Consider the following 22,916-nt stretch of genomic DNA (forward strand, 5'->3'; position numbering starts at 1 on the left):
AAGTTTTTTAAATTTGATGTTTTAAATAAGTTAAGAATATTCAGCTTATTGAACCTTTAATATATTTATTATAATGATAGATTTAGAACAGCAATTAAAAAATCCGGTTTGGTATTCCTTAGAAGAAACACACAAAAAATTTGCTATTGAATTTAATGGAGTGCACTTTTATAACCCAGAAGTCTGTACGTTTGGTGCTTTTTTTGATGAAGTAAAAACGGCAAAAGCAGCAAGTGAATATTCTAAGAAATCTGATAAATTCTTCTTTGTTTCAGAAGATCAGACACCTGTAATAGATAATATGAATGTTCTTCTAGAGAAAAAAATTGATGGGTGCCAAATGGTTTTAAATAAGTTAACAGATGTTCTAATTACAGAAAACATTGTGCTGTTAGATGAAACATACATCGATGAAATTTATGATCTAATTTGGAAGGTTATGCCCGGTTTTTATCAGAAAAGGACCTTTGAAATGGGTAAATACTTTGGGATTTTTAAGGATGGTAAATTGGTTTCAATAGCTGGACAACGTATGCAAACTAATCATTTTATAGAAGTTAGTGCTGTTGTTACTCATCCCGATTATACTAGAAAAGGTTTATCTAAACAATTAATTTCTCATGTTACAAAAGAGATTTTAAAAGAAAATAAGACACCTATTTTACATACAAATAAAGGCAACTTTGCTATTTCTATTTATAAAAAATTAGGTTACGAATTAACTAGAGATATGAATTGGTGGTTATATTCTAAAAAATAAGATTGTATCTCGTAATACAATTATAAATCCTTAAGGGGGTTTAATAAAAAAGGCTGAACAATTTAATTATTGTTCAGCCTTTAGCTTTTAATACTATGTGGTAAATCTTTATTTATGCGTGTCTAAAAACGTCATTAATGCTTGTACATCATTTGGTTTAGAAATAATTTTTTTGTCTTTATCTAATACAAAAAACGAAGGTGTACCAGTAATTCCATACGCTACAGGAATTGGGTTATCCCATTTTCCTTGTGCATATATTTGTGTAAAATCTGGATAACTTGTAATTGTTTTTTCCCAATTAGGACGTTCGTCTTCTAGTCCTATAGCAAGTACTTGAATGTTTGTTTTGTCGCTTATATATTTTTTTAATACCGGCAATTCGGCAAGACAGTGAGAGCATGTGCTGCTCCAGAACGTTACAATGTAAAAATCTTTTCCGGTAAGTTTACTAAGCTTATCACTTCCTTGTTTAGAAGGCCAAGAAAAATCTGGAGCAACTACGCCAATGGCTGTATTTCTAAAGGCTTTCATATCAGATAAAAGTAATTCGTCTTTTACAGGGTCTAATAATTTTTCTAAATATTTTGAAGCAATGTAATTGGTTATTTCTTCGTTGTTGCGTTCTTTAAATTGATTCCATAACGATTCTAAAATTGATTTCTGAATCACTTTCTCTTTGATTGTTACGCGAACAACATCGTCTATATTATTTTTGTACGATACATTTTTATTTTGTTTATCTACAAATATGAAAGTGTATTTTAATGCAGAATCAAATAAGAAACTAGAATTTTGTAATATAGGATTATTAAAATCTATAGGTTTAAAATAATTGGCTTTGTAATTATTAAAGTAGGTTATAGCATCCTCGTAAGTTGTTGGAATGTATGGTTTTTCAGCTTTAATAAATTCATGAACTAACATGCCTTTAGATGCTTCTTCTGCATTATCCTGAATTGCTTTTAATTCTGAAATACAATCTGTGTATTCTGTTTCGTTTTGAGAATCGTTACCATAAAATGTATTGATTTTACCTTTAATGGTAAACATCTCACTACGGTAATTGTTTAATAATTTATTTTCTTTAGACGCTTGAAAAGCAATCCCTTGTTCTTTATTAAAGTCAAAGACAATATCTTCGTTATTATAAATAAAATCGAAATTGTATTGGTCTTGAGGTAAAGCGTAAACAATACGATACATTCCTGGTTTTTGAGAGGCGTCTAAATCCATTTCAAAATGACCATTTATAATTTTTGTGTTGGCTATGTAAATGTTTTTAGAAGGCTCTAATTTGTATAAAATAGCGGCTTTAAATTGATCTGCAGGAGAAAATGTTCCAGAAATTTTATGCTGAGCCAATAAAATTGTTGGAAGGAATAATAAAGCAAAAAGTATTTTTTTCATGAGTTTTATTTTAAAATAGGTTGTAAAGCAAGTAATGCTTGTTTTACAGTTTTAATATGTTCGAATGTTAATAATAGTCGTAAACCAGCACGTGTTTGTTTTTCTTTCATTTTACATGCTCTTGGGTGTGATTGTACAAATTTTAAAACGTTTGTAAAATTAGCACTTTGGTAGAACGAACTTTGCTGGTCGCTAACAAAATAACCAACCATTTTACCTTGTTTCATAACTAGTTTTTCTAATCCAATATGCGTAGCTAACCATTTTACACGTACACTATTTAGTAAGTCTACAACTTGTACAGGTAGCTCACCAAAGCGGTCTACTAATTCATTTTCGTAAGCAACTAATTCCTCTTCGGTTTTTAGTTTATTTAGTTGTGTGTATAAGTTTAAACGTTCTGTAATGTTGTTTACATAATCGTCTGGAAACAGTAATTCAAAATCGGTGTCTATGGTAATATCTTTAACGTATTCTTTAGGTTTACCTTCTTCTTCAGGATATAAATCTTTAAACTCGTTTTCTTTTAATTCGTCTATCGCTTCATTTAAAATTTTCTGATAGGTATCAAATCCAATATCATTTATAAATCCACTTTGTTCGCCTCCTAATAAATCTCCTGCGCCGCGAATTTCTAAATCTTTCATGGCAATATTAAAACCACTTCCTAATTCTGTAAATTGTTCTAAAGCGGTAATACGTTTTCTAGCATCTGCAGTCATAGAAGAATACTCTGGCGTAATAAAATAACAGAATGCTTTTTTGTTACTTCTACCCACACGACCACGCATTTGGTGTAGGTCGCTTAGTCCAAAATTATTGGCATTATTTATAAAAATAGTATTTGCATTTGGTACATCTAAACCACTTTCTACAATGGTTGTGCTCACTAAAACATCAAAATCACCATTCATAAAAGCAAGCATTAGTGCTTCTAGTTTTTTTCCTTCCATTTGTCCGTGACCAATACCTACTTTGGCATCTGGAACCAAACGTTGAATTAAGCCAGCAACTTCCTTAATGTTTTCAATACGGTTATGAATGAAATAAATCTGACCACCACGCTGTATTTCGTAACTCACAGCATCTCGAATGGTTTCTTCTTCAAAACGAATCACATTACTTTCTATAGGATAACGGTTTGGCGGTGGTGTTGTAATTACAGACAAATCTCGCGCTGCCATTAAGCTAAATTGAAGTGTTCTTGGAATGGGCGTAGCCGTAAGTGTTAAAACGTCTACATTATCTTTAAGCGTCTTTAGTTTTTCTTTTACAGCGACACCAAATTTTTGTTCTTCATCTACAATAAGAAGCCCTAAATCTTTAAATACAACACTTTTATTTACAAGTTGGTGTGTTCCTATAATAATATCTACATGTCCTTTTTCAAGACGTTCTAGTGTTTCTCTCTTTTCTTTGGCAGATCTAAAACGGTTAACATAATCTACAGTTACCGGGAAGTCTTTTAATCGCTCTCTAAACGTTTTGTTGTGTTGGTATGCTAATATGGTTGTTGGTACCAAAACAGCGACTTGTTTGCCATTATCTACAGCTTTAAAGGCTGCACGAATGGCAACTTCGGTTTTTCCAAATCCAACATCTCCACATACTAAACGGTCCATCGGGCGTTCGCTTTCCATATCGTTTTTAATATCGGATGTAGATGTGCTTTGGTCTGGTGTGTCTTCGTAAATAAAAGACGCTTCCAATTCGTGTTGCAAATGGCTGTCTGGATTGTATTGATACCCTTTTTCTAACTTACGTTTTGCATAAAGTTTAATTAGGTTAAAAGCAATTTCCTTAACGCGTGTTTTTGTTTTTTGTTTTAAAACTTTCCAGGCGTTACTTCCTAGTTTGTGTATTTTAGGTGGTTTGCCATCTTTACCGTTAAACTTGGTTATTTTATGAAGTGCGTGAATGCTTAAATATAAAATATCGCGTTCGCCATAAATAAGTTTTATAGCTTCCTGTTTTTTGCCTTCAACATCTATTTTTTGAAGCCCGCCAAAACGTCCCACACCATGATCTATATGGGTTACGTAATCGCCAATTTCTAAATTAGTAAGTTCTTTAAGTGTTATAGATTGCTTTTTAGCATATCCGTTTTTAAGACTGAATTTGTGATAACGTTCAAAGATCTGATGATCTGTATAGCATAACACTTTATTGATGTGGTCTATAAAACCTTGATGTAACGATAAAACTATAGTTTGGTACGAAACACCTTGCTCGATATCATTAAAAATATCGTGAAATCGTTTTGCTTGTTGTTCGCTAACGCAAGCAATATAATTGGTAAATCCTTTATTGTGATTGCTATTTAAATCTTCTATTAAAAGATCGAATTGTTTATTAAATGAAGGTTGAGGTGTGGTATTATAAACAATACCAGTGTCTATACTTTTAGTGAAATAATAACCGCTTCCAAATTCAACTACAGTGAATTCTAATAGTTGTTTTTTTAGTAATTCAGAATTACAAAATAGCTCGTTTGGCGTATTGTGTTTTATGTCTGAATTTAAGTTTTTGAAAGCGTCTTCTGCCTTACCAAAAAGGACATCGCTTCCTGAAAATAATAACTGACTGTTTTTAGAGAAAATAACCGTTTTAGACGACATGTATTTTATGAAACTCTCGCGGTTTTCGTCTAATAATTTGTTTTCAACATTAGGAATAATGCTAATTTTCTTAATTTGTTCTGTAGAGAGTTGGGTTTCTACATCAAAGGTTCTAATGCTATCTACATCGTCTCCAAAAAATTCTATACGATAAGGCTCGTCGTGCGAGAAAGAAAAGACATCTACAATTCCACCACGAACAGAAAACTCTCCGGGTTCTGTTACAAAATCTACACGTTTAAATTTATATTCAAATAAAATTTCGTTTACAAAATCTATAGATAAATTATCGTTTACTGCAATTTTTAAGGTGTTACGTTCTAGTTCTTTTTTTGTAACTACTTTTTCAAATAATGCATCTGTATACGTAACTATTATTGCTGGTTTTTTACGCGAGTTTATACGGTTTAAAACTTCGGCACGTAGTAATACGTTGGCATTATCTGTTTCTTCAATTTGGTAAGGTCTGCGGTAACTTCCTGGGTAAAAGAGTACATCTTTAGTATTTAAAAGCTGTTCTAAATCGTTTAAATAATACGCAGCTTCTTCTTTATCATTAAATATTAATAGAAAAGGTTTTTCTGCTTTTTTAAAAACTTCGGCAATAACTAAAGAAAAAGAAGATCCGATTAAGCCCTTTAAAACAGTTTTGTTTTCGTTTTTGGAAATAGCAAGTTGCAAATTTTGCGTTTGCAAAGTTTGTGCAAATGTTTGCAAGAGGTTATTTTTACTCAAGTCAATTTATTTTCTGCAAATATAAGACATGCATTTATAAATTATGTTAACGATTTATGAAATTAAAAGTTGACAATAATTTAATTTTCCTTAAATTAAAGATGAAAATTTAAGAAAAATTAAATATATTAACAATTAAACTTTATTTATATTAGTCGCCTTAAAAAAGAAAAGATATGTCTTATTCAAAATTATTTGGTAGCGGGTTTACAGAACGCAATAAAGATCATTTTGCAGCTATTGTTCGTGTAGCTATGGATGATGGTATAATCTCTGACGAAGAGAAAGCGTTTTTAGACAGAGTAGCTAGAAGCTTACACATAAACGAGGAAGAATACGCGCAGATATTAATAGATTATAATACGCATCCTATAAATCCTCCAGTGGAATATTCAGTACGTTTAGAGCGTTTGTACGATTTAGCTAGAATGGTAAATTTAGACCATATAAATGGTGATAGTGAAATATCCTTACTTCGTAAAATGGGACTTGGTTTAGGTTTTTCTTCACGTAACGTAAAATATATTGTAGATAAAGCTTTAGTGTTGGTTGAAGAAAAAGTAGATTTAGATACCTTTATTGTAGAAATGAAGAAAATGAATCAATAGTAATTTATTCTTTTACTAAAAATAATAAAAGCGACCATTTTAAAATGGTCGCTTTTTTATTTAAAATTATTTTTTTAATGCATTGCGTTCAAATTCTTCGGCTTTTTCAACCATATTTTTACTTCCACACATAAAAGGTACACGTTCGTGTAATGCTGTTGGTTTTATGTCCATAATACGAGTAAAACCATCACTAGCTTTTCCGTTGGCTTGTTCTGCTAAGAATGCCATAGGATTACATTCGTATAGTAAACGTAGTTTTCCTTTTGGATTTTTAGAACTTTTAGGATATAAATAAATTCCACCTTTAATCATGTTTCTATGAAAATCTGAAACTAAAGACCCAATATATCTAGACGTATAAGGTCTGTCGTCTTCTTCCATTTGGCAATATTTAATATAATCTTTTATGCCTTGTGGGAAATGAATATAGTTTCCTTCGTTACAAGAATAAATGTTCCCGTCTACAGGGAAAGACATATCTGGGTGCGATAAGTAAAACGTTCCAATAGCTGGGTTTAAAGTAAACCCATTTACACCCGCACCAGTAGTATATACTAACATGGTAGATGTTCCGTAAACAATATATCCAGCAGCCACTTGTTGGTGACCTTCTTGTAAGAAATCTTCAATTGTAACAGGTGTTCCTACAGGAGTAACACGTCTGTAAATAGAGAAAATAGTCCCTACAGATACGTTTACATCAATATTAGAAGATCCATCTAAAGGATCTATTAATACAATGTATTTGTTCTGGTTTTTAGAATCTTGACTGTTAATTGAAACAAAATCGTCTTCTTCTTCACTCGCAATACCACAAACAATATTTCGCTTAATAAGTGTCTGGATAAACACATCGTTAGCGTAAACATCTAGTTTTTGTTGGTCTTCACCCTGAATATTCACATCGCCAGCAGCACCAATGATGTCTACTAATCCAGCTTTGTTCACTTCGTGGTTTACAACTTTAGCAGCTAAACGAATAGAATTCAGTAATCTTGTTAACTCTCCTGTGGTGTATTTAAAAGCGGTTTGATTTTCGATTATAAATTCACCTAATGTTTTGTTTTGTTTTGACATTTATTGGTAACGTTTGTTTATGCAAATATCGTGTTTTTTGTCAAACTACAACGATTGAGTGAGAATTATAATCCATTCATTTTGCATATATTTGAAGACTTAAATAATAATTATGAATATTAAAATTAGACCAGCCAAAATTGAAGATATGGCAGGCGTGCTTGAGCTAATTTACGAATTAGCCATTTACGAAAAAGAGCCAGAAGCAGTAGAGGTTACCGTTAGTGACTTAGAGCGCGATGGTTTTGGAACAACACCTTTGTTTAAATGTTTTGTTGCAGAAATAGAAGAACAAATTAAAGGTATTGCCTTGGTTTATAATCGCTATTCTACTTGGAAAGGCCCTATTATTCATCTTGAAGATTTAATTGTAAATAAAGATTACAGAGGTACAGGTGTTGGTACTGCTTTACTTAATGAGGTTGTAAAATACGGGTATAGTAAAGGGGCAAAGCGTATTAATTGGGAAGTTATAGACTGGAATGAGCCTGCAATTGCCTTTTATGAAAGTAAAGGAGCAACAGTTTTGCGCGACTGGGATGTGGTGCAATTAAACGAATCTGCAATTAAAAATTATATCGATAATATTTAAATGAAAGTATTTAAATTCGGCGGTGCCTCTGTAAAAGATGCTGAAGGGGTTAGAAATTTATCAACAATTTTAAAGCAATATTCAAACGAATATCCTGTGGTTATTGTTTCTGCTATGGGGAAAACCACGAACGCATTAGAAGTTATTGCTCATAATGTACTGTATAATAAAACAGAATTAGAAGCTTCTATACAAGTTGTAGAAACATATCATAATACTATTGTTTCTGAGTTGTTTTTAAATGTAAATCATCCTGTTTTTAGTATTGTAAATGACCTTTTAGCAGATTTAAGAACCATTTTACAAACAAATGTTTCAACCAATTATAATTTTGTTTACGATCAAATAATAGGTTTTGGAGAATTGCTTTCTACTACAATTGTAAGTGAGTACCTAAACCAATTTGGTGTAGAAAATATTTGGTTAGATGTTAGAAATCATATAAAAACAGATGTTAATTACAGACGTGCAAATGTAGATTGGGAAATTACAGAGCAGCTTATTAAACCGCTTAAACACAACCATTCTATAGTGGTTACTCAAGGTTTTTTAGGTAGCGATACAAAAAATACCACCACACTTGGTCGGGAAGGTAGCGATTATACCGCTGCTATTTTTGCTTACTGTTTAGATGCAGAAAGTGTAACCATCTGGAAAGATGTTCCTGGTGTGCTAAATGCAGATCCAAGATATTTTAAAGAGGCCCAATTGTTGGAGCAGTTGTCGTATACAGAGGCTATAGAGTTAGCCTTTTACGGTGCAAGTGTTATACATCCTAAAACGTTACAGCCACTTCAAAAAAAGGGAATTACGTTGTATGTTAAGTCTTTTTTAAACCCGAAAGCAAAAGGGACTAAGGTTAACGCAGATCTTGGTATTACGCCTAAAGTTCCCTGTTATATTGTTAAAAAACAGGAAATTTTAATATGCATTTCTTCTTTAGATTTTTCTTACATTGTAGAAGAAAATATTAGCGATATTTTTAGTGTTTTGCATCGTTTTAAAATGAAAGTAAATCTTATTCAGAATTCTGCTATTAGTTTTTCTATTTGTGTTGAAGATATTTTTAACAATTTAGAACACGTTTTAGAATATTTTCGCGTTAGTTATAAAGTTTCATATGTTTCTAATGTGTCTTTATATACCGTAAGACATTATAACACTGATGCTACAAATTCAATAACAAAAAACAAAGACATACTATTACAGCAGCGTACACAAGATACGTTACAAATAGTAACTAAATAAACAAATCACTACATTTGCGACCATGGCGAAAAATGATGAAAAGGGATTAGTAACTGCAAGTGAAGTAGCAAGTGCGATCCATTTAGAGAAGTTAGGCTTTTTAGGCACATTTGTGGGCTGGAGTTTAATGAAGATTCTAAAAATTTCTACAATAAATAAATTTTACCTCGAAAATAAGCATCTCGAAAACACAGCGTTTTTAGATCGTATTTTAGAGGAATTTGATATTAAATTTGAGATTCCTGAAGAAGATTTAAAACGTTTACCAAAAACAGGAGCGTTTATTACAGTGTCTAACCATCCTTTAGGTGGTATTGATGGTATTTTGTTGCTTAAATTATTGCTAGAACAGCGCGATGATTTTAAGATTATGGCCAATTTTTTATTAAATAGAATAGAGCCATTAAAGCCATATATTATGCCTGTAAATCCTTTTGAGAACAGAAAGGACGTAAAATCTAGTGTTATAGGGTTTAAAAATGCACTTTTACATTTAAAAGATGGGCATCCTTTAGGTGTGTTTCCTGCAGGAGAAGTATCTACGTATAGAGAAGGGAAATTGGTTGTAGATAAGCCTTGGGAAGCTACGGCTTTAAAGTTGGTACAACGTGCAGAGGTTCCTGTTGTTCCTATTTATTTTCATGCTAAAAACAGTAAATTGTTTTATAAGATTTCGAAGATAAATGATACACTAAGAACAGCCAAATTACCATCTGAAGTGCTTTCTCAGAAAAGGCGTGTTATTAAAGTACGTATAGGAAAACCAATACCTGTAAAAGACCAAAAGGAGCATGCAACATTACCCGAGTATTCAGAGTTTTTAAGACGTAAAACATATATGCTAGCTAATGCTTTCGAAGAAAAATCTACCATTCTAAGAAGTTTAGCATCTACCATAAATTTAAAGTCTACTAAAGTACCTAAACGTATTGTTACTCCTGGAGATGCCATTTTGGTAGAAGAAGAAGTTGAAAATTTACGCGCTTTAGATTGCAGATTATTACAAAGTAAAAATTATGAAGTGTTTTTGGCGCCATCAAGCGATATGCCAAATATTCTTCGTGAAATTGGGAGATTAAGAGAAATAACATTCCGTGAAATTGGTGAAGGAACCAATGAATCTATAGATTTAGATAAGTTTGATAGTTATTACCACCATATGTTTCTTTGGGACGACGAGCAAAAAGTAATTGCGGGTGCGTATAGAATGGGGCTAGGTTCAGAAATATTTAAAAAGTATGGGATTGATGGGTTTTATCTTCAAGATTTATTCCGTTTCGAGCCTGAATTGCATAAAATGATGAGCGAATCCATAGAAATGGGACGCGCTTTTATTATAAAAGAATTTCAACAAAAACCCATGCCTTTGTTTCTGCTTTGGAGAGGCATTGTGCATACTACATTACGTTATCCAGAACATAAATATTTAATTGGAGGCGTAAGTATAAGTAATCAGTTTTCTAATTTCTCAAAATCGTTAATGATTGAGTTTATGAAATCTCATTATTACGATCCGTATGTAGCACAATATGTACATCCTAAAAAAGAATTTAAAGTTAAACTTACTGATGCCGATAAAGATTTTGTTTTTGATGCTACAGAAGCCGATTTAAACAAATTTGATAAGATTATTGATGAGGTAGAGCCTGGGAATTTAAGATTACCAGTATTGCTTAAAAAGTATATTAAGCAAAATGCTAGATTGGTCGCTTTTAATGTCGATCCGTTATTTAATAACGCAGTAGATGGTTTAATGTATATTAAGATTGCCGACCTGCCAGAAAGCACCGTGCGTCCTGTTATGGAAGAATTTCAGGAAGAGTTAGAACGTAAGTTTTCAAATGGAAACGGAGAGCAACCGCCAACACCTTAATCAGGATTTAAAATATAAGTTTCAATAAATTTGAAAATACATAATAACTAAAAAGACTGTCTGAAAAGATGGTCTTTTTTTTATTGCGTTAATAATAGAACTATAAACGCTCTAATGTTCGTATTTATTAGAGTTCCTTTGTATGGTTTTAATTCGTAAATAAGATGAATAAAATTTGAATTTCATACCAAGTATGCTCAATTTTGCATGAAACATATAAACTTATATTGAAGTATCGCGAGAAGTGTGAAAAACGCCTCATTTTTGTGGTGTAATTCTGTGTTATAAAAGTAATTAGTAAATAATATTAATATGAAAAAAGCGCTTAAAATAGTAGGTGTTGTAATTGGACTACTTATAGTTTTCTTAGTTGCTGCTCCTTTTTTATTCGAAGGAAAAATACTAGAAATTGTAAAAAGTACAGTAAATGAAAATATAGAGGGTGAGTTCGATTTTGCAGATGCAGATATCAGTTTTGTTAGAAACTTTCCAGAAGTTTCTGTTTCTGTAAACGATATGAGTATTGTAAATACGGGAGCATTTTCTGGAGAAACTTTAGTGTCTGCTAAAAGTGCGAATATAAGTGTCCCTTTTATGCAAATTTTTAATGGTGCAGGAGAATCTTATACTGTAAATTCGTTTAGTATAGATGGTGCTGTAGTTAATATTCTTATAGACGAAGGTGGTAATGTAAATTACGATATCGCTAAAAAAGATGCTACAGAAACGTCTGTTTCAACGACAGAAGAGCCTGCGAGTACCGTGTCTTTATCTGTTCAGAATTACGAGATAACCAATTCTCAAATTAAATATTACGACGAGCAAGGAAAGATGTTTTTTGAATTAGACGATTTTAATCATTCTGGAACAGGAGATCTTTCTGCTGTAAAATCGGAGTTAGATACAAAAACAAGTGGTTTAGTCTCTTTCGATATGGACGGTACAAATTACCTTAAAGAGACACCTGTGCAGCTAGATGCTAAATTGGGTATAGATTTAGATCAAAATATATATACGTTTTTAGAAAACAAAGCCACAATTAATCAATTAGAACTGATTTTTGATGGTTCTGTAAAACTTAACGACGCTAGTCAAGATGTAAATATTACATTTAAAACACCATCGTCAGATTTTAAAAACTTCTTAGCATTAATTCCAAAAGCATATTCTAAAGAAATAGATAATGTGCAAACCACGGGAGATTTTATTGTTCAAGGGGCTTTAAATGGCACTGTAGACGATACGCATATTCTTGCATTTAATATTGCAATTACGTCTAACAACGCATCGTTTAAATATCCAGATTTACCACAAGCGGTGTCTAATATTACTATAGATACGCAAATTGCTAACGAAACAGGATTATTAGAAAACACCTATGTAAATATAAATGCATTAACGTTTAAGATTGCACAAGATGTATTTAGTGCCAATGCTAATATTAAAGATTTAATGGGAAATCCGTTAGTGAAAGCGAATTTAAAAGGGCGTATTAATTTGGGTAACCTATCTCAGGCTTATCCGTTTTCTGTAGAAGAGCAATTAAAAGGAATTTTAGATGCTAATATAACAACGGCATTCGATATGAAAGCTATAGAAGATGGTAGATATCAGGATACAAAAAATAGCGGTTCGTTGGGATTAAGTGGTTTTGAGTTTAATTCTGAAGACATGAAAAATCCAATTCAAATCTCTAAAGCAGGACTTACATTTAATACGCAAAATGTGATTTTAAATACTTTTGAAGCCAAAACAGGAAGCACAGACCTTTCTGCTAAAGGGGCTATAGATAATTTATTAGGTTATATGTTTAACGACGAATTGTTAAAAGGAAACTTTACATTAAACTCTAATACGTTTGCTCTTAACGATTTTATGACGGAAAGTGAAACTCCCGAAGTTGCAGATAAAACAGAGTCTTCAGATTTAGAAAAACCAGAAACAGAAGCTGCTGTAAGTACAGAAGAGATTAAAATTCCATCCTTTTTAGATGCTACAATTGTCGCTAAAGCAAATACAGTACTTTACGATAACTTGACGTTAAAAGAAGCTTCAGGAACGTTACTTGTTAAAGACGAAACGGTAACTCTAAAAGATTTTAGTTCTAATTTATTTGGAGGGAAAATAGCTTTAAATGGTGAAGTGTCTACTAAAGCAGCAACACCAACTTTTAATGTAAAATTAGGCATGCAAAGTTTTGATATGGCACAGTCTTTTAAAGGCTTAGATATGTTAAAAGCTTTAGCGCCAATAGCACAGGCGTTTAAAGGGACGTTGAATTCTAATTTTGAAATTAAAGGAGATTTAAGTACCGATTTTACACCAAATCTTAGTACTATTTCAGGTAATGCATTAGCAGAAATGCTTGTAAGTGATGTAGATTCTAAAGATAATAAAGTGCTAAGTACGTTGGTAGATCGTTTAACGTTTTTAAATTTTAACGAAGATGAAACCAAAACCATAAATACAAACTTAACCTTTAAAGATGGTCAGGTTACTGTAAAACCATTTAATCTTAAATTTAAAGATATTGATGTTGAGGTTGCTGGTAGTCATGGTTTTGATCAAACAGTAAATTATACAGCTTCGTTCGATGTTCCTGCGAAATATCTTGGTAACGATGTAAAAAAATTATTAGCACAACTTAACGATTCGGATGCCGAAAATATTTCTGTTCCTGTTAAGGCTTTAATTGGCGGAAGTGTTAATAATCCATCTATTACTACAGATTTAAGTGCAACGGCAACAGCGTTAACGACTAAGCTTGTAGAGATGCAAAAAGCTAAACTTATAAGTGAAGGAAGCGATAAAGTAAAAGGTGCTTTAAATGATTTCTTAAACGGAAATACTAGTGCTACAAAAGATTCTACAAGTGTTAAAACGGAAGCAACAAAAACAAAAGATTCTGTGCAAACAGATAATATTAAAAAGGCTGCCGATAATTTATTAAACGGATTGTTTAGCAAGAAAAAAGACAGTACTAAAACAGGAAATTAAATTCTTGTAACATACTGCTATAGATTATAGTGTAATAAAAAAGCTGAAGGTTTAAAGCTTCAGCTTTTTTGTTATTATGTTCTTTTAATACTTGTATAATTATTCACTATTTGCAATGTTTTTTTAAATAAAGCTAGTGAAAACACGGGTGTAATGCGCGCTAATATTAATTAGTTCTTAATTAATTTCTTAGTAATAAATTGATTGCCTGAATTAATCTTTACAAGATATATTCCTTTAGATAATTTAGATACATCAATGTTGTTTTTACTTTTTGTAATTACTGTTGTTTGTATTAATTTACCTAGAATATTGTATATGTTAATTGTAGCATCTTCTGTAATACTAAAGAAAACCTGATCTTTATTTACAGGATTCGGAAACATTTTAAAAGATTCAAAAATTACATCTTCTGTACTTAAAGTAGCAGAGTGGCTACCAATACCATCAAATGTATTAGCTTCAAAAATGTCCCATTCGCTGGTTGTGTAAGTTGTATTTGGTACGGTAATAGTACTTTTTCTTCTGTAAGTTGCATTTTGTATATGGTTGCTAGAATTACCTTCTTCACCTATAATATCAATTAAAACACCATTTTTGAATAATCCTATTGGATCGTTACCATTAAAATTCATTGGAGAAGCATAAAGATAAGGTTCAGTTGTATTGCTTGGTACAACTAAATCTGCATTGTTTATTAAGTCAGAGTCAGAAGTTCCTCCGTTAATAATTACAAAAACATCATTTGGTACAATGCTCGTAACATTATTCACTAAGTATTCAGATTTGTCTAAAGGTAAATCGTCTACCCAAGTCCCTCCATTAGATTGTTTTTGTATGCTATAACCTGCTAAACTAATTGTAGTGCTCGATAAGTTTACAATTTCAATTACTTTATTGTTTCCTCCATCTGGTTCTACATATTCAGAAATAAATAATTCTGAAATTCCGTTAGAAGCACCATTTGTTGTTGTCGCGTTTATTTCTGTACTTTTTTCAGAAACATTGTTGTCTGCATCTCTCGATAAAATTTGTACTGTATATGTTGTAGAAGCATCTAAGTTTATTACTGAGTAAAAAAGGTCTGTTGTTGTTACAATAAAAGTATTATTCACATAAACATCGTAACTAGCAACGGCATTATTATCTGTGGCAGCAGACCAACTAACTTTAAAAGATGAATCTGATGCATTACTAATAACAACATCTGTTGGTATAGAAGGCGTTTCGGTATCTTGTAAAGTCGTACCATTTATAGCAGTACTTGCTGTAGAAAGGTTGTTTATAATATCTCTTGCAATAATGGTAAAACTGTAACTTGTGTTTGTGTCTAGACCCGTAATTACGGCAGTTGTAATTGTATTAGACGTTTGTGCTGTTAAAACACCATCTACATAAATATTATAACCAGTAACTTCTACGTTATCTGTAGAGGCTGTCCAAGAAATATCTATTGTTGTTAGTGTAATATTGCTTAAAGTTACATTGGTTGGAGTAGAAGGCGCTTCTGTATCGCTACTTGTGTATATTCCCCATCTGTCTTCTGCAGATTGTCCTCCCCAGATTCTTGTTGCAAGATATGGGTTGTCTATAAATGGATTTCTATTTCCTTGTGCAGCATAGTTGTCTGTATTTTCATGATATGCATTTCTAGCAATTTCTATTGCAGATACAGGATCTTCTGCATTCCATTCTAAAAATAAATCTATCATATCATCTGGTGTAAACTCATTACTACCAACTCCAACAGCTGTAGGTAAGCAAACATCGCCATAACTTAAATACATATACATTATCATTCTTGCAGCATCTCCTTTCCATTCGTCTCCTGGGTACCAAGCAGGAGTATCTGCACCGCTTAATCCGTTATAGGTGTCTGTAGAAAAATCAGAATTACCAGAACCTTTTCCGTATTTTCTATTATTTCTAGTAGAATTACGTGTTCTGTCTGCTGCTCTTAAATGATGTGCATCTGTAGAAGGTCCAGGAACGTCCGTGTCTAAAGCAATAGTTGCTAAAGATTTAGAAAAAACGTGTTCTCTATTCCAAACATCATCACTTCCTGTTCCTGCATCTTGAGCATTAATATCTCGATACAAATCGTTAGAAATGTCGTTATCAGATCCGTTTTCCCATCCATAATATAAAATTATCTCATTGCTGTTATCTGGGTTCACATCTGTAGCCATACAAGCATCCCAAACATCAGGGCCACTACTTGTGTACTCTAATAATCGGGTGTGCGTAGCTGTCATTTTTTTAGCTAAAGCTTCCTTTAAAGGAACTCCAGTTAGTGTTAAATCTACATCGCTGTAATATTGTTCTTGTGAAAAACAAAACGAGGTTGATGTAATAAAAATTAAAAAGAGTAGTTTTATTACCATTTATACAGTTTAAATTAAAAAATATTTTTATAAAAGAGTGATTTGAAGTTTCTAAAGATTAGAAATATGCACTATTTTTTTGTCGGACACAAATGTAAGCGCTTTACCTACTTAAGATGTTAAGTAATTATTAACTTGTTCTTGATTTTCTGAAGGTGTGACAGAATAAGTGATAAGAAATTAAAAGGAAGAAAGCACGAGTAGGACACTCGTGCTAGTATACTATTGTTTTGGTGTTAATACCAGAAATTATGCAAATTTTGCTTGTATTTTATCTACTATAGTTTGGGCTAGTTTTTCTTTACTTTCAATGGTCCATCCGGCAACGTGAGGTGTTAGTAATACGTTTTCTGATTGAATTAAATATTGAAAAGCTTCGGGCATATTATTTTCTGTAAATAAATTTTCGAAAGATGCTTTTTCGTATTCTAAAACGTCTAAACCTGCACCTAGAATTTGTCCCGATTTTAATGCTGAAACCAAATTGGTAGTAATCACACTTTTTCCTCTAGCGGTATTTAAGAACCAGAACGGTTTTTTGAATCCGTTGATGAATTCTGCATCAATCATGTTTTGCGTAAGTGGTGTTTGCGGCACGTGTAAACTCACAACGTCGACTTCTTCTTGAAACGTTTCTAGGTCTACTTGTTTTGCGTTCGCGTTACCAACACCGTCTTTAATATCGTAGCATAATACGTTAACATCAAAACCACGAAGCTTTTTAGAGAATGCATTTCCCATGTTTCCGTACCCAATAATTCCTACTGTTTTTCCGTCTAGTTCTAGTCCGCGATTATCTTCGCGCAACCATTTACCTTCTCGTACTTCGCGATCTGCTTTATTTAGTTTGTTAAATAGAGATAGGAGCATACCCAATGTATGTTCGCCCACAGCATTTCTGTTACCTTCTGGAGCAGAAATTAGATGTATACCTTTGGTTTTTGCATAATCGCAATCTATGTTTTCTAAACCAGCACCTACACGACCTATAAATTTTAGGTGCGTTGCTGCGTCTAGAAATTGTTTATCGATAGTAAATCTGCTTCTAATTATAATACCATCGTATTGATGAATTTTTGCTTCTACTTCTGATTTTGTTGATGTAAAATCGTCGTGATTCGTAAATCCTAAATCTGTTAATTGTTGTTTTAAAAGCGGATGATTACTATCCAAATGAAGAATGGTCATAAATTTGAAAATTAGACTTCAAATTTACAAACTTTTGCGTTAAGGATTGAGCGATTTGTTTAAGCTCTTTTTAGGTTTTTTTAGACCTAAAAAAGCGAGTCGCGAAAGCCTGACCCTTGGGTAACGCCTAAATTAAAACCCTAACATTGCTTTTGCTATTAAGAAATATATTAAGATTCCGAAAACGTCGTTACTGGTGGTTATAAAAGGTCCTGTTGCTACAGCTGGATCTACGCCGCGTTTTTCTAAAAGGATGGGTATAAATGTGCCTATAATTGCTGCCATTACAATTACTGCAATAAGTGCCATAGCTATGGTTATAGATACTTTATAGGGTGTGTGAAAAGCAAAATGTGTAACGCACAAGGCTATTAATGCAATGGCGACACCGTTTACAAGACCGAGTGTAAATTCTTTAAATAATTGTCTTAAAAGATTGCTGTCCATAGTGTTGTTTGCCAATCCTTGCACTACAATTGCAGACGATTGTACGCCTACGTTTCCTGCTGTTGCTTGAATAAGTGGTACAAAACTTAATAAGATAATGTATTGTCCCATGGCACCGCTAAATGTATTAATAATACTCGCTGCGCCTAAACCGCCAAACATACCAATTAATAACCATGGAAGACGTGCTTTTGTAAGTTTCCAGATGCTATCATCTGCTTCTACATCTCGGGTAATACCTGCGGCTAGTTGGTAATCTTTTTCGGCTACTTCTCGAATAACATCTACAATATCATCAATAGTAATGCGGCCTAAAAGAATCTGGTTTTTATCGACTACGGGAATGGCTTCCAGGTCGTATTTTTGCATAATATTCGCAACTTCCTCTACATCTTCGTTCACATAAACGTAGTCTACTTTAGGGATATATACATTAGAAATGTGTGTTCTTGGAGATGCAATTAATAAGTCTTTAAGAGATAGGCGACCTATAAGTTTGTCGTTATCGTCTACAACATAAATAGAGTGTACACGTGTAACTTCTTCTGCCTGTAAGCGCATTTCTTTTACACATTGGGTAATGGTCCAGTTTTCGTTAACTTTTACAAGTTCCTTGGCCATTAATCCTCCGGCTACGTTATCGGCATAACGTAATAAATCTTTAATATCTTGAGCATGCTCGCGATCTTCTATATGATTTATAACGTGTTGTTGGCGTTCTTCTGGTAATTCAGAAATCATATCCGCCGCATCATCGGTATCGAGTTCCTCGATTTCTTCGGCAATTTCTTTTGAAGATAGTGTTGCTAGAATTTTTTCACGAGTATCCTCGTCTAATTCCATTAAAACTTCTGCAGTCTTAACGCTATCTAACAGTTTAATGACATAGGTGGCGTGTTCTATGTCTATATCTTCTAGGATTTCGGCAATATCGGCATGGTGAATGTCATCTAATATGTCTAAGATCCTTATATTGTCTCTAGATTCTACTAGTTGTTCCACTTGTTCAATAAGTTCGTCACTTATTTTAAACTGAATATTGTCGTCGTTTTCCTCCACTATTCTTGTGATTTAAGATCGTTTTCTATGCGTTCTGTGAGCGAAATAAATTGTGCTACCGAAAGTTGTTCCGGACGCTGGCCAAAGATACTATCTTCTCTTAGATTATCGGACAGATTAAATGTTTTTAAACTGTTACGAAGTGTTTTTCTGCGTTGTTGAAAAGATGCTTTTACAACTTTAAAAAGCATGGCTTCGTTACAAGCTAATGTAAAGTTCTCTTTTCGTGTTAATCGCAACACTCCCGAGTCTACTTTTGGTGGCGGATTAAATACATGTGGTGGTACGGTAAATAAATATTCTGCATCGTAAAAGGCTTGTGTTAAGACCGATAAAATACCATAGGCTTTACTGCCTTCTTTTTCGCAAATACGTTGTGCAACTTCTTTTTGAAACATGCCCGAGAATTCAGGAATTTGATCCCGCATTTCTAAGGTTTTAAAAAGAATTTGTGTAGAAATATTATAAGGGTAATTTCCAATAATAGCAAAAGGTTCTCCTTTAAATATTTCGTTAATGTCGTATTTTAAGAAATCTTTTTCGATAACACGATCTGCTAAATTTAAATAGTTTGCCTTTAGGTAATCTACAGATTCAGAATCTATTTCTACAACGTATGTTTTTGTAGGCTTGTCAAGCAAATATTTAGTTAAAACACCCATCCCTGGACCAATTTCTAAGACATTCTTATAGCCTTGAAAAGATAAAGTGTTTGCTATTTTTTCTGCAATAGATTCGTCGTTAAGAAAGTGTTGTCCTAAGTGTTTTTTTGCTTTTACCGTCATATAAATTAGTGTTATTTTGTTACGCTGTATTCGTCTATAACTTCTAGTTCTGTTCTAAAAGCCAATACGTTTTCTCCAAACTTTTTAAAAGCTTCTGTGCGTAGTGATTCTGCAAATTCTGAATAATATGTGTCTAACGCTTCTCTTGTTTTTGCACGATATTGTACAGAATAGGTTTGTCCTCCCATTTCTTCTTCAATAAGAACGCGTGTTAGTTTTGCTTCGTAAAATGTGCCAATAGATAAGACCTGCGGAATATGCTCTTGTTTCATCCAAGCAATCCAGGTCTCGTGCACGGCATCGCTAACATTTGAGGTAACATTATAGATATACATGTAATTGAATTTTTTTGCAAATAACAACAACTCGTTGCCATGAACAAAATGAATTCTTGTTTTTTGGTAAGTTAGGTCTAATTTTCTAAGAAATTTAATCCAATCGCTATTAGTTGCTCATGTAATCTCTAAAATATTACGGATTATTAATAGTGTTAACCGTTATTTTTTAAACGTTTTAGAAAGGAGTAGTAATTCTTTCCCGTCTGAAAAAGGAACTATTCTTTTCTGATAGATTAATCCTAGTTTTTCAAGTAATTTAATAGAATTTGGGTTTTCGGGAGCAACTATAGCTACAACTTCGTTTAGTTTGAATTTTGTTTCTGCTAGTTTTAAAATTTCTGAAGCAGATTCAAACCCGAAACCTTTGCCTTCGTATGTCGGTAAAAATGCAAATCCAATATCTACTCCTTCAAGTTCTGGACGTTTTATTAATCCGCAGCAACCTATAGGTTTTAAGTCTTCAGATTTTAAAAGCAGTTTGTAAAACCCAAAACCATTTTCGCGATAGCTTTTTAAATGATTGTTTGTAATGTAGTTTGCTGCAGCTTGTATAGTATTAATGTTGCGATCTCCAATAAATTTTATCCAATTGGGGGTGTTTAATAATTCGAGAATAAAAGGTGCGTCGTCTGTATTTAATTCTTGTATATGTAACCTTTCGGTAGAAGATATGTGCATAAGTTATTGGTTTATAGCGTCGCCTCTTAATATTCTAAATTGTGTTCTGGCTTCTACAAAATAAATGCTGTCAGAAAAGTTAAATATTATGTATTCGTATAAAGATTTTGCTTTTTCAGGCAGATTAAGTTTGTCTTTATATAATTCTGCCAAGTAAAAATAGGCATCGTCTGTTAACAGGCCATCTTTGTTGTTTGCAATTAAATTAAGGTAATTGTTTTCTGCCTTGCTATACTCTTTTTGAGCTTCGAATAATTTGGCTTGTTTATATAAGGCTTGTTCTGCAATGGGTTCTATACCGTGATTTTGTAATAATGTATCTAATACAACAATGGCTTCTTTGGGTTTGTTTTGGTAGGCTAGTAAATCTGCTTTTGCGTATAGTTTTAAGGCAGCTTGTGTAGAGTCTTCATACTTATTGTCGGAAATTAAAAGTTTTAAGTCTAAGGCATCGTTTGCAATTAATTGCGATGTAGATTGTTTTAAAATATTTAATTGTGATTCTGCCCATTTAAAATCGCCTTTATAATAACTTGTTTTGGCAACTCTAAATCTTGCTTCTTGAGATATTACGCTGTTTTTTAAACTACGCTGGATTTGAGTATAGTAAATTAAAGCTTCGTTAAACTTTTCCTGTAACACTAAAATGTCTGCCAACTCCAACTTGATTTCTGCTTTTTGTTGATCTTTTAATTTTAGCTTTAAAGTTTTTTTTAAGAAAACCTCTGCTTCGTGAGTTTGGTGTAAGTAAAATGCTAGAAAATGACCGTAGGCAATCTGAAGCTTTAAAGTTTGTGTTTGCGTACCATAGGTTTCAAATAGTTTTAAGTATGTTGTCTGAATAGATTTATAGTCTTTCTCTGGAGCTAATTTGGTTTTAAATTGCAGTAAGTTATACTGTGCATTTAGTTTTGTGTCTGTATCCTGGGTGGTGTCTATAATGTAATTGTAAACTTTTGTTGCAGTAGCGTAATCTTCTTGTGCCGTCGCTATAGATGCTAGTTGCTCCATGCGATTTAAACTTTCTGGCTTTCTGTTATAAATGGCTTTTTCTTGTGTAAAAGCCTTATTAAATTCTTTTTGTTGTATGAATAACCAACTTAATAATTCGTTCCAGATTAGGTCTGGGTTTTGCTGAATTTTTCTAAGTAAGGTTTTTTTAAGAATAATGTTGTTTTCGTTCTCTGGATCTTCGCTTAAAAAATCATTAAAAATGCGTTTTAAGTCATCTTTGTAAATCGGTTCTTTTTCAATAAAATCTACATAACTAATAAACATTTTTTCAATATTACCTTGTTCTCCATAAAGTCTGGATAATTGTATTGTAAAATCTAAATCTTCATTTAAAGCGGTTGCTTTTTCATACGCACGTATGGCAAAATCTAGTAGTGAGTGGTCCTGAAATGTTTTTGCTATAGAATTTACATAACTTGTATTTATTTCTATGCTTTTTATGGCCTTTTCGTAATTTTCGTTCGCTTTTACTAAGTCGTTTTGTAACTGAAAATTATAACCTATTTCTATTAAAAATGCAGGATATTTAACAGCAGTTAATGCTTGGTTTAAAAGAGAATCAACTTTGGTGTATTGTTGTAATTGTTGAAGCGTTTCTGCAAGTGCATTAATATAAATTATATTGTTAGGTCTGTTATCTAGAAGTTTTTGGTAAGAGATTTTTGCTTTTTCATACTCACCTTTTTTAAAATACTGTTTGGCTCTTGTGTCTTCTTGAGAAAACATACAAAAACTTAAAAGCATACAACAAACAAATATAAATCTCATAGTTATTCTGGGTTGTTGTAAATATAGGAAAGTGCATATAACAAACGAAAAATAGGCGCATAAAAAATGCCTGATAAATCAGGCATTTTACACCAACCAAAATAAAAGTGCTATTAATCTACTGTCAATTCAAGTATGATTCAATTACTATGTTGGATTTCTTTATATTTTTAATTTAGAGTTCTTTGTCTGTTTTACAGTTTTAGAACTTGAAATTTTAAATTTCGATTTTTGTTGTTTTGCTTGCAGTTTCACTTAACATAACGCTCAAAAGACCTAATTTAAGCTTTTTTTATTTATATAAGTATAGTCTGCTTAAGCGAATTTCTAAAGA

The 22,916-nt window shown here is 32.5% G+C and carries 16 protein-coding genes; 6 read left to right on the forward strand and 10 right to left on the reverse strand.

The genetic code is table 11. The features are described 5' to 3' along the window. Positions 1 to 73: 73 nt before the first annotated feature. The gene (locus GQR95_RS05940) at positions 74 to 760 is read left to right on the forward strand and encodes a GNAT family N-acetyltransferase (RefSeq protein WP_159022291.1); all 687 of its coding nucleotides are present in this window, start codon (positions 74 to 76) and stop codon (positions 758 to 760) included. 108 nt (positions 761 to 868) lie between these two features. Here GQR95_RS05940 and GQR95_RS05945 read toward each other — a convergent pair whose 3' ends face one another. Together GQR95_RS05945 and mfd are read right to left on the reverse strand one after the other, a co-directional pair. Continuing rightward, positions 869 to 2,170: a TlpA disulfide reductase family protein gene (locus GQR95_RS05945; RefSeq protein WP_159022292.1), complete on the reverse strand. Its 1,302-nt coding sequence runs from the start codon at positions 2,168 to 2,170 to the stop codon at positions 869 to 871. A gap of 5 nt (positions 2,171 to 2,175) precedes the next feature. Further along, a complete protein-coding gene (gene mfd, locus GQR95_RS05950) occupies positions 2,176 to 5,505 on the reverse strand; it encodes a transcription-repair coupling factor (protein WP_370514534.1) in 3,330 nt (1,109 codons plus the stop codon). 194 nt (positions 5,506 to 5,699) lie between these two features. Here mfd and GQR95_RS05955 point away from each other — a divergent pair, with 194 nt between their 5' ends. Further along, entirely contained in the window at positions 5,700 to 6,131 is a 432-nt protein-coding gene (locus tag GQR95_RS05955; protein WP_159022294.1) for a TerB family tellurite resistance protein, read from the forward strand. Positions 6,132 to 6,197: 66 nt separating this feature from the next. Here GQR95_RS05955 and fbp read toward each other — a convergent pair whose 3' ends face one another. Next, positions 6,198 to 7,211, reverse strand: a complete 1,014-nt coding sequence (gene fbp, locus GQR95_RS05960; protein WP_159022295.1) for a class 1 fructose-bisphosphatase — start codon at positions 7,209 to 7,211, stop codon at positions 6,198 to 6,200. A gap of 112 nt (positions 7,212 to 7,323) precedes the next feature. Here fbp and GQR95_RS05965 point away from each other — a divergent pair, with 112 nt between their 5' ends. The 4 genes from GQR95_RS05965 to GQR95_RS05980 all read left to right on the forward strand — a co-directional run bounded on the left by GQR95_RS05965 (position 7,324) and on the right by GQR95_RS05980 (position 13,921). Further along, entirely contained in the window at positions 7,324 to 7,803 is a 480-nt protein-coding gene (locus GQR95_RS05965) for a GNAT family N-acetyltransferase (protein WP_159022296.1), read from the forward strand. Beyond that, positions 7,804 to 9,051, forward strand: coding sequence for an aspartate kinase (locus GQR95_RS05970; protein ID WP_159022297.1), 1,248 nt, complete (start codon positions 7,804 to 7,806; stop codon positions 9,049 to 9,051). A gap of 22 nt (positions 9,052 to 9,073) precedes the next feature. After that, positions 9,074 to 10,924, forward strand: a complete 1,851-nt coding sequence (locus GQR95_RS05975; RefSeq protein WP_159022298.1) for a lysophospholipid acyltransferase family protein — start codon at positions 9,074 to 9,076, stop codon at positions 10,922 to 10,924. Between the two features lie 312 nt (positions 10,925 to 11,236). Next, positions 11,237 to 13,921, forward strand: coding sequence for an AsmA-like C-terminal region-containing protein (locus GQR95_RS05980; RefSeq protein ID WP_159022299.1), 2,685 nt, complete (start codon positions 11,237 to 11,239; stop codon positions 13,919 to 13,921). A gap of 170 nt (positions 13,922 to 14,091) precedes the next feature. Here the strand turns inward: GQR95_RS05980 and GQR95_RS05985 are convergent, their stop codons facing one another. The 7 genes from GQR95_RS05985 to GQR95_RS06015 all read right to left on the reverse strand — a co-directional run bounded on the left by GQR95_RS05985 (position 14,092) and on the right by GQR95_RS06015 (position 22,582). After that, a complete protein-coding gene (locus GQR95_RS05985) occupies positions 14,092 to 16,305 on the reverse strand; it encodes an endonuclease (protein ID WP_159022300.1) in 2,214 nt (737 codons plus the stop codon). A gap of 249 nt (positions 16,306 to 16,554) precedes the next feature. Continuing rightward, positions 16,555 to 17,493 carry a 2-hydroxyacid dehydrogenase gene (locus tag GQR95_RS05990; protein ID WP_159022301.1) on the reverse strand — a complete coding sequence of 313 codons (939 nt, stop codon included), beginning with the start codon at positions 17,491 to 17,493 and terminating at the stop codon, positions 16,555 to 16,557. Between the two features lie 132 nt (positions 17,494 to 17,625). Next, positions 17,626 to 18,999, reverse strand: coding sequence for a magnesium transporter (gene mgtE / locus GQR95_RS05995; protein ID WP_159022302.1), 1,374 nt, complete (start codon positions 18,997 to 18,999; stop codon positions 17,626 to 17,628). Beyond that, the gene (gene rsmA / locus GQR95_RS06000) at positions 18,999 to 19,784 is read right to left on the reverse strand and encodes a 16S rRNA (adenine(1518)-N(6)/adenine(1519)-N(6))-dimethyltransferase RsmA (protein WP_159022303.1); all 786 of its coding nucleotides are present in this window, start codon (positions 19,782 to 19,784) and stop codon (positions 18,999 to 19,001) included. Before rsmA ends, mgtE begins: the two co-directional genes overlap by 1 nt. A gap of 11 nt (positions 19,785 to 19,795) precedes the next feature. Next, positions 19,796 to 20,119, reverse strand: a complete 324-nt coding sequence (locus GQR95_RS06005; RefSeq protein ID WP_159022304.1) for a DUF4286 family protein — start codon at positions 20,117 to 20,119, stop codon at positions 19,796 to 19,798. Between the two features lie 162 nt (positions 20,120 to 20,281). Next, positions 20,282 to 20,800: a GNAT family N-acetyltransferase gene (locus GQR95_RS06010; RefSeq protein ID WP_159022305.1), complete on the reverse strand. Its 519-nt coding sequence runs from the start codon at positions 20,798 to 20,800 to the stop codon at positions 20,282 to 20,284. Positions 20,801 to 20,803: 3 nt separating this feature from the next. Then, positions 20,804 to 22,582: a tetratricopeptide repeat protein gene (locus GQR95_RS06015; protein WP_159022306.1), complete on the reverse strand. Its 1,779-nt coding sequence runs from the start codon at positions 22,580 to 22,582 to the stop codon at positions 20,804 to 20,806. Between the last annotated feature and the right edge of the window lie 334 nt (positions 22,583 to 22,916).

Source organism: Formosa sp. L2A11 (assembly GCF_009796865.1).
In the GTDB taxonomy this organism is placed as follows: Bacteria; Bacteroidota; Bacteroidia; order Flavobacteriales; family Flavobacteriaceae; genus Formosa.

Excerpts from the sequence above, each read along its gene's own strand:
- GQR95_RS05965 (WP_159022296.1), top strand. The coding sequence starts at position 7,324 with ATGAATATTAAAATTAGACCAGCCAAAATTGAAGATATGGCAGGCGTG.
- GQR95_RS05985 (WP_159022300.1), bottom strand. The coding sequence starts at position 16,305 with ATGGTAATAAAACTACTCTTTTTAATTTTTATTACATCAACCTCGTTT.
- rsmA (WP_159022303.1), bottom strand. The coding sequence starts at position 19,784 with ATGACGGTAAAAGCAAAAAAACACTTAGGACAACACTTTCTTAACGAC.
- GQR95_RS05970 (WP_159022297.1), top strand. The coding sequence starts at position 7,804 with ATGAAAGTATTTAAATTCGGCGGTGCCTCTGTAAAAGATGCTGAAGGG.
- GQR95_RS06005 (WP_159022304.1), bottom strand. The coding sequence starts at position 20,119 with ATGTATATCTATAATGTTACCTCAAATGTTAGCGATGCCGTGCACGAG.
- GQR95_RS05940 (WP_159022291.1), top strand. The coding sequence starts at position 74 with ATGATAGATTTAGAACAGCAATTAAAAAATCCGGTTTGGTATTCCTTA.
- GQR95_RS05955 (WP_159022294.1), top strand. The coding sequence starts at position 5,700 with ATGTCTTATTCAAAATTATTTGGTAGCGGGTTTACAGAACGCAATAAA.
- GQR95_RS05945 (WP_159022292.1), bottom strand. The coding sequence starts at position 2,170 with ATGAAAAAAATACTTTTTGCTTTATTATTCCTTCCAACAATTTTATTG.
- fbp (WP_159022295.1), bottom strand. The coding sequence starts at position 7,211 with ATGTCAAAACAAAACAAAACATTAGGTGAATTTATAATCGAAAATCAA.
- GQR95_RS05980 (WP_159022299.1), top strand. The coding sequence starts at position 11,237 with ATGAAAAAAGCGCTTAAAATAGTAGGTGTTGTAATTGGACTACTTATA.
- GQR95_RS05990 (WP_159022301.1), bottom strand. The coding sequence starts at position 17,493 with ATGACCATTCTTCATTTGGATAGTAATCATCCGCTTTTAAAACAACAA.
- GQR95_RS06010 (WP_159022305.1), bottom strand. The coding sequence starts at position 20,800 with ATGCACATATCTTCTACCGAAAGGTTACATATACAAGAATTAAATACA.
- GQR95_RS06015 (WP_159022306.1), bottom strand. The coding sequence starts at position 22,582 with ATGAGATTTATATTTGTTTGTTGTATGCTTTTAAGTTTTTGTATGTTT.
- GQR95_RS05975 (WP_159022298.1), top strand. The coding sequence starts at position 9,074 with ATGGCGAAAAATGATGAAAAGGGATTAGTAACTGCAAGTGAAGTAGCA.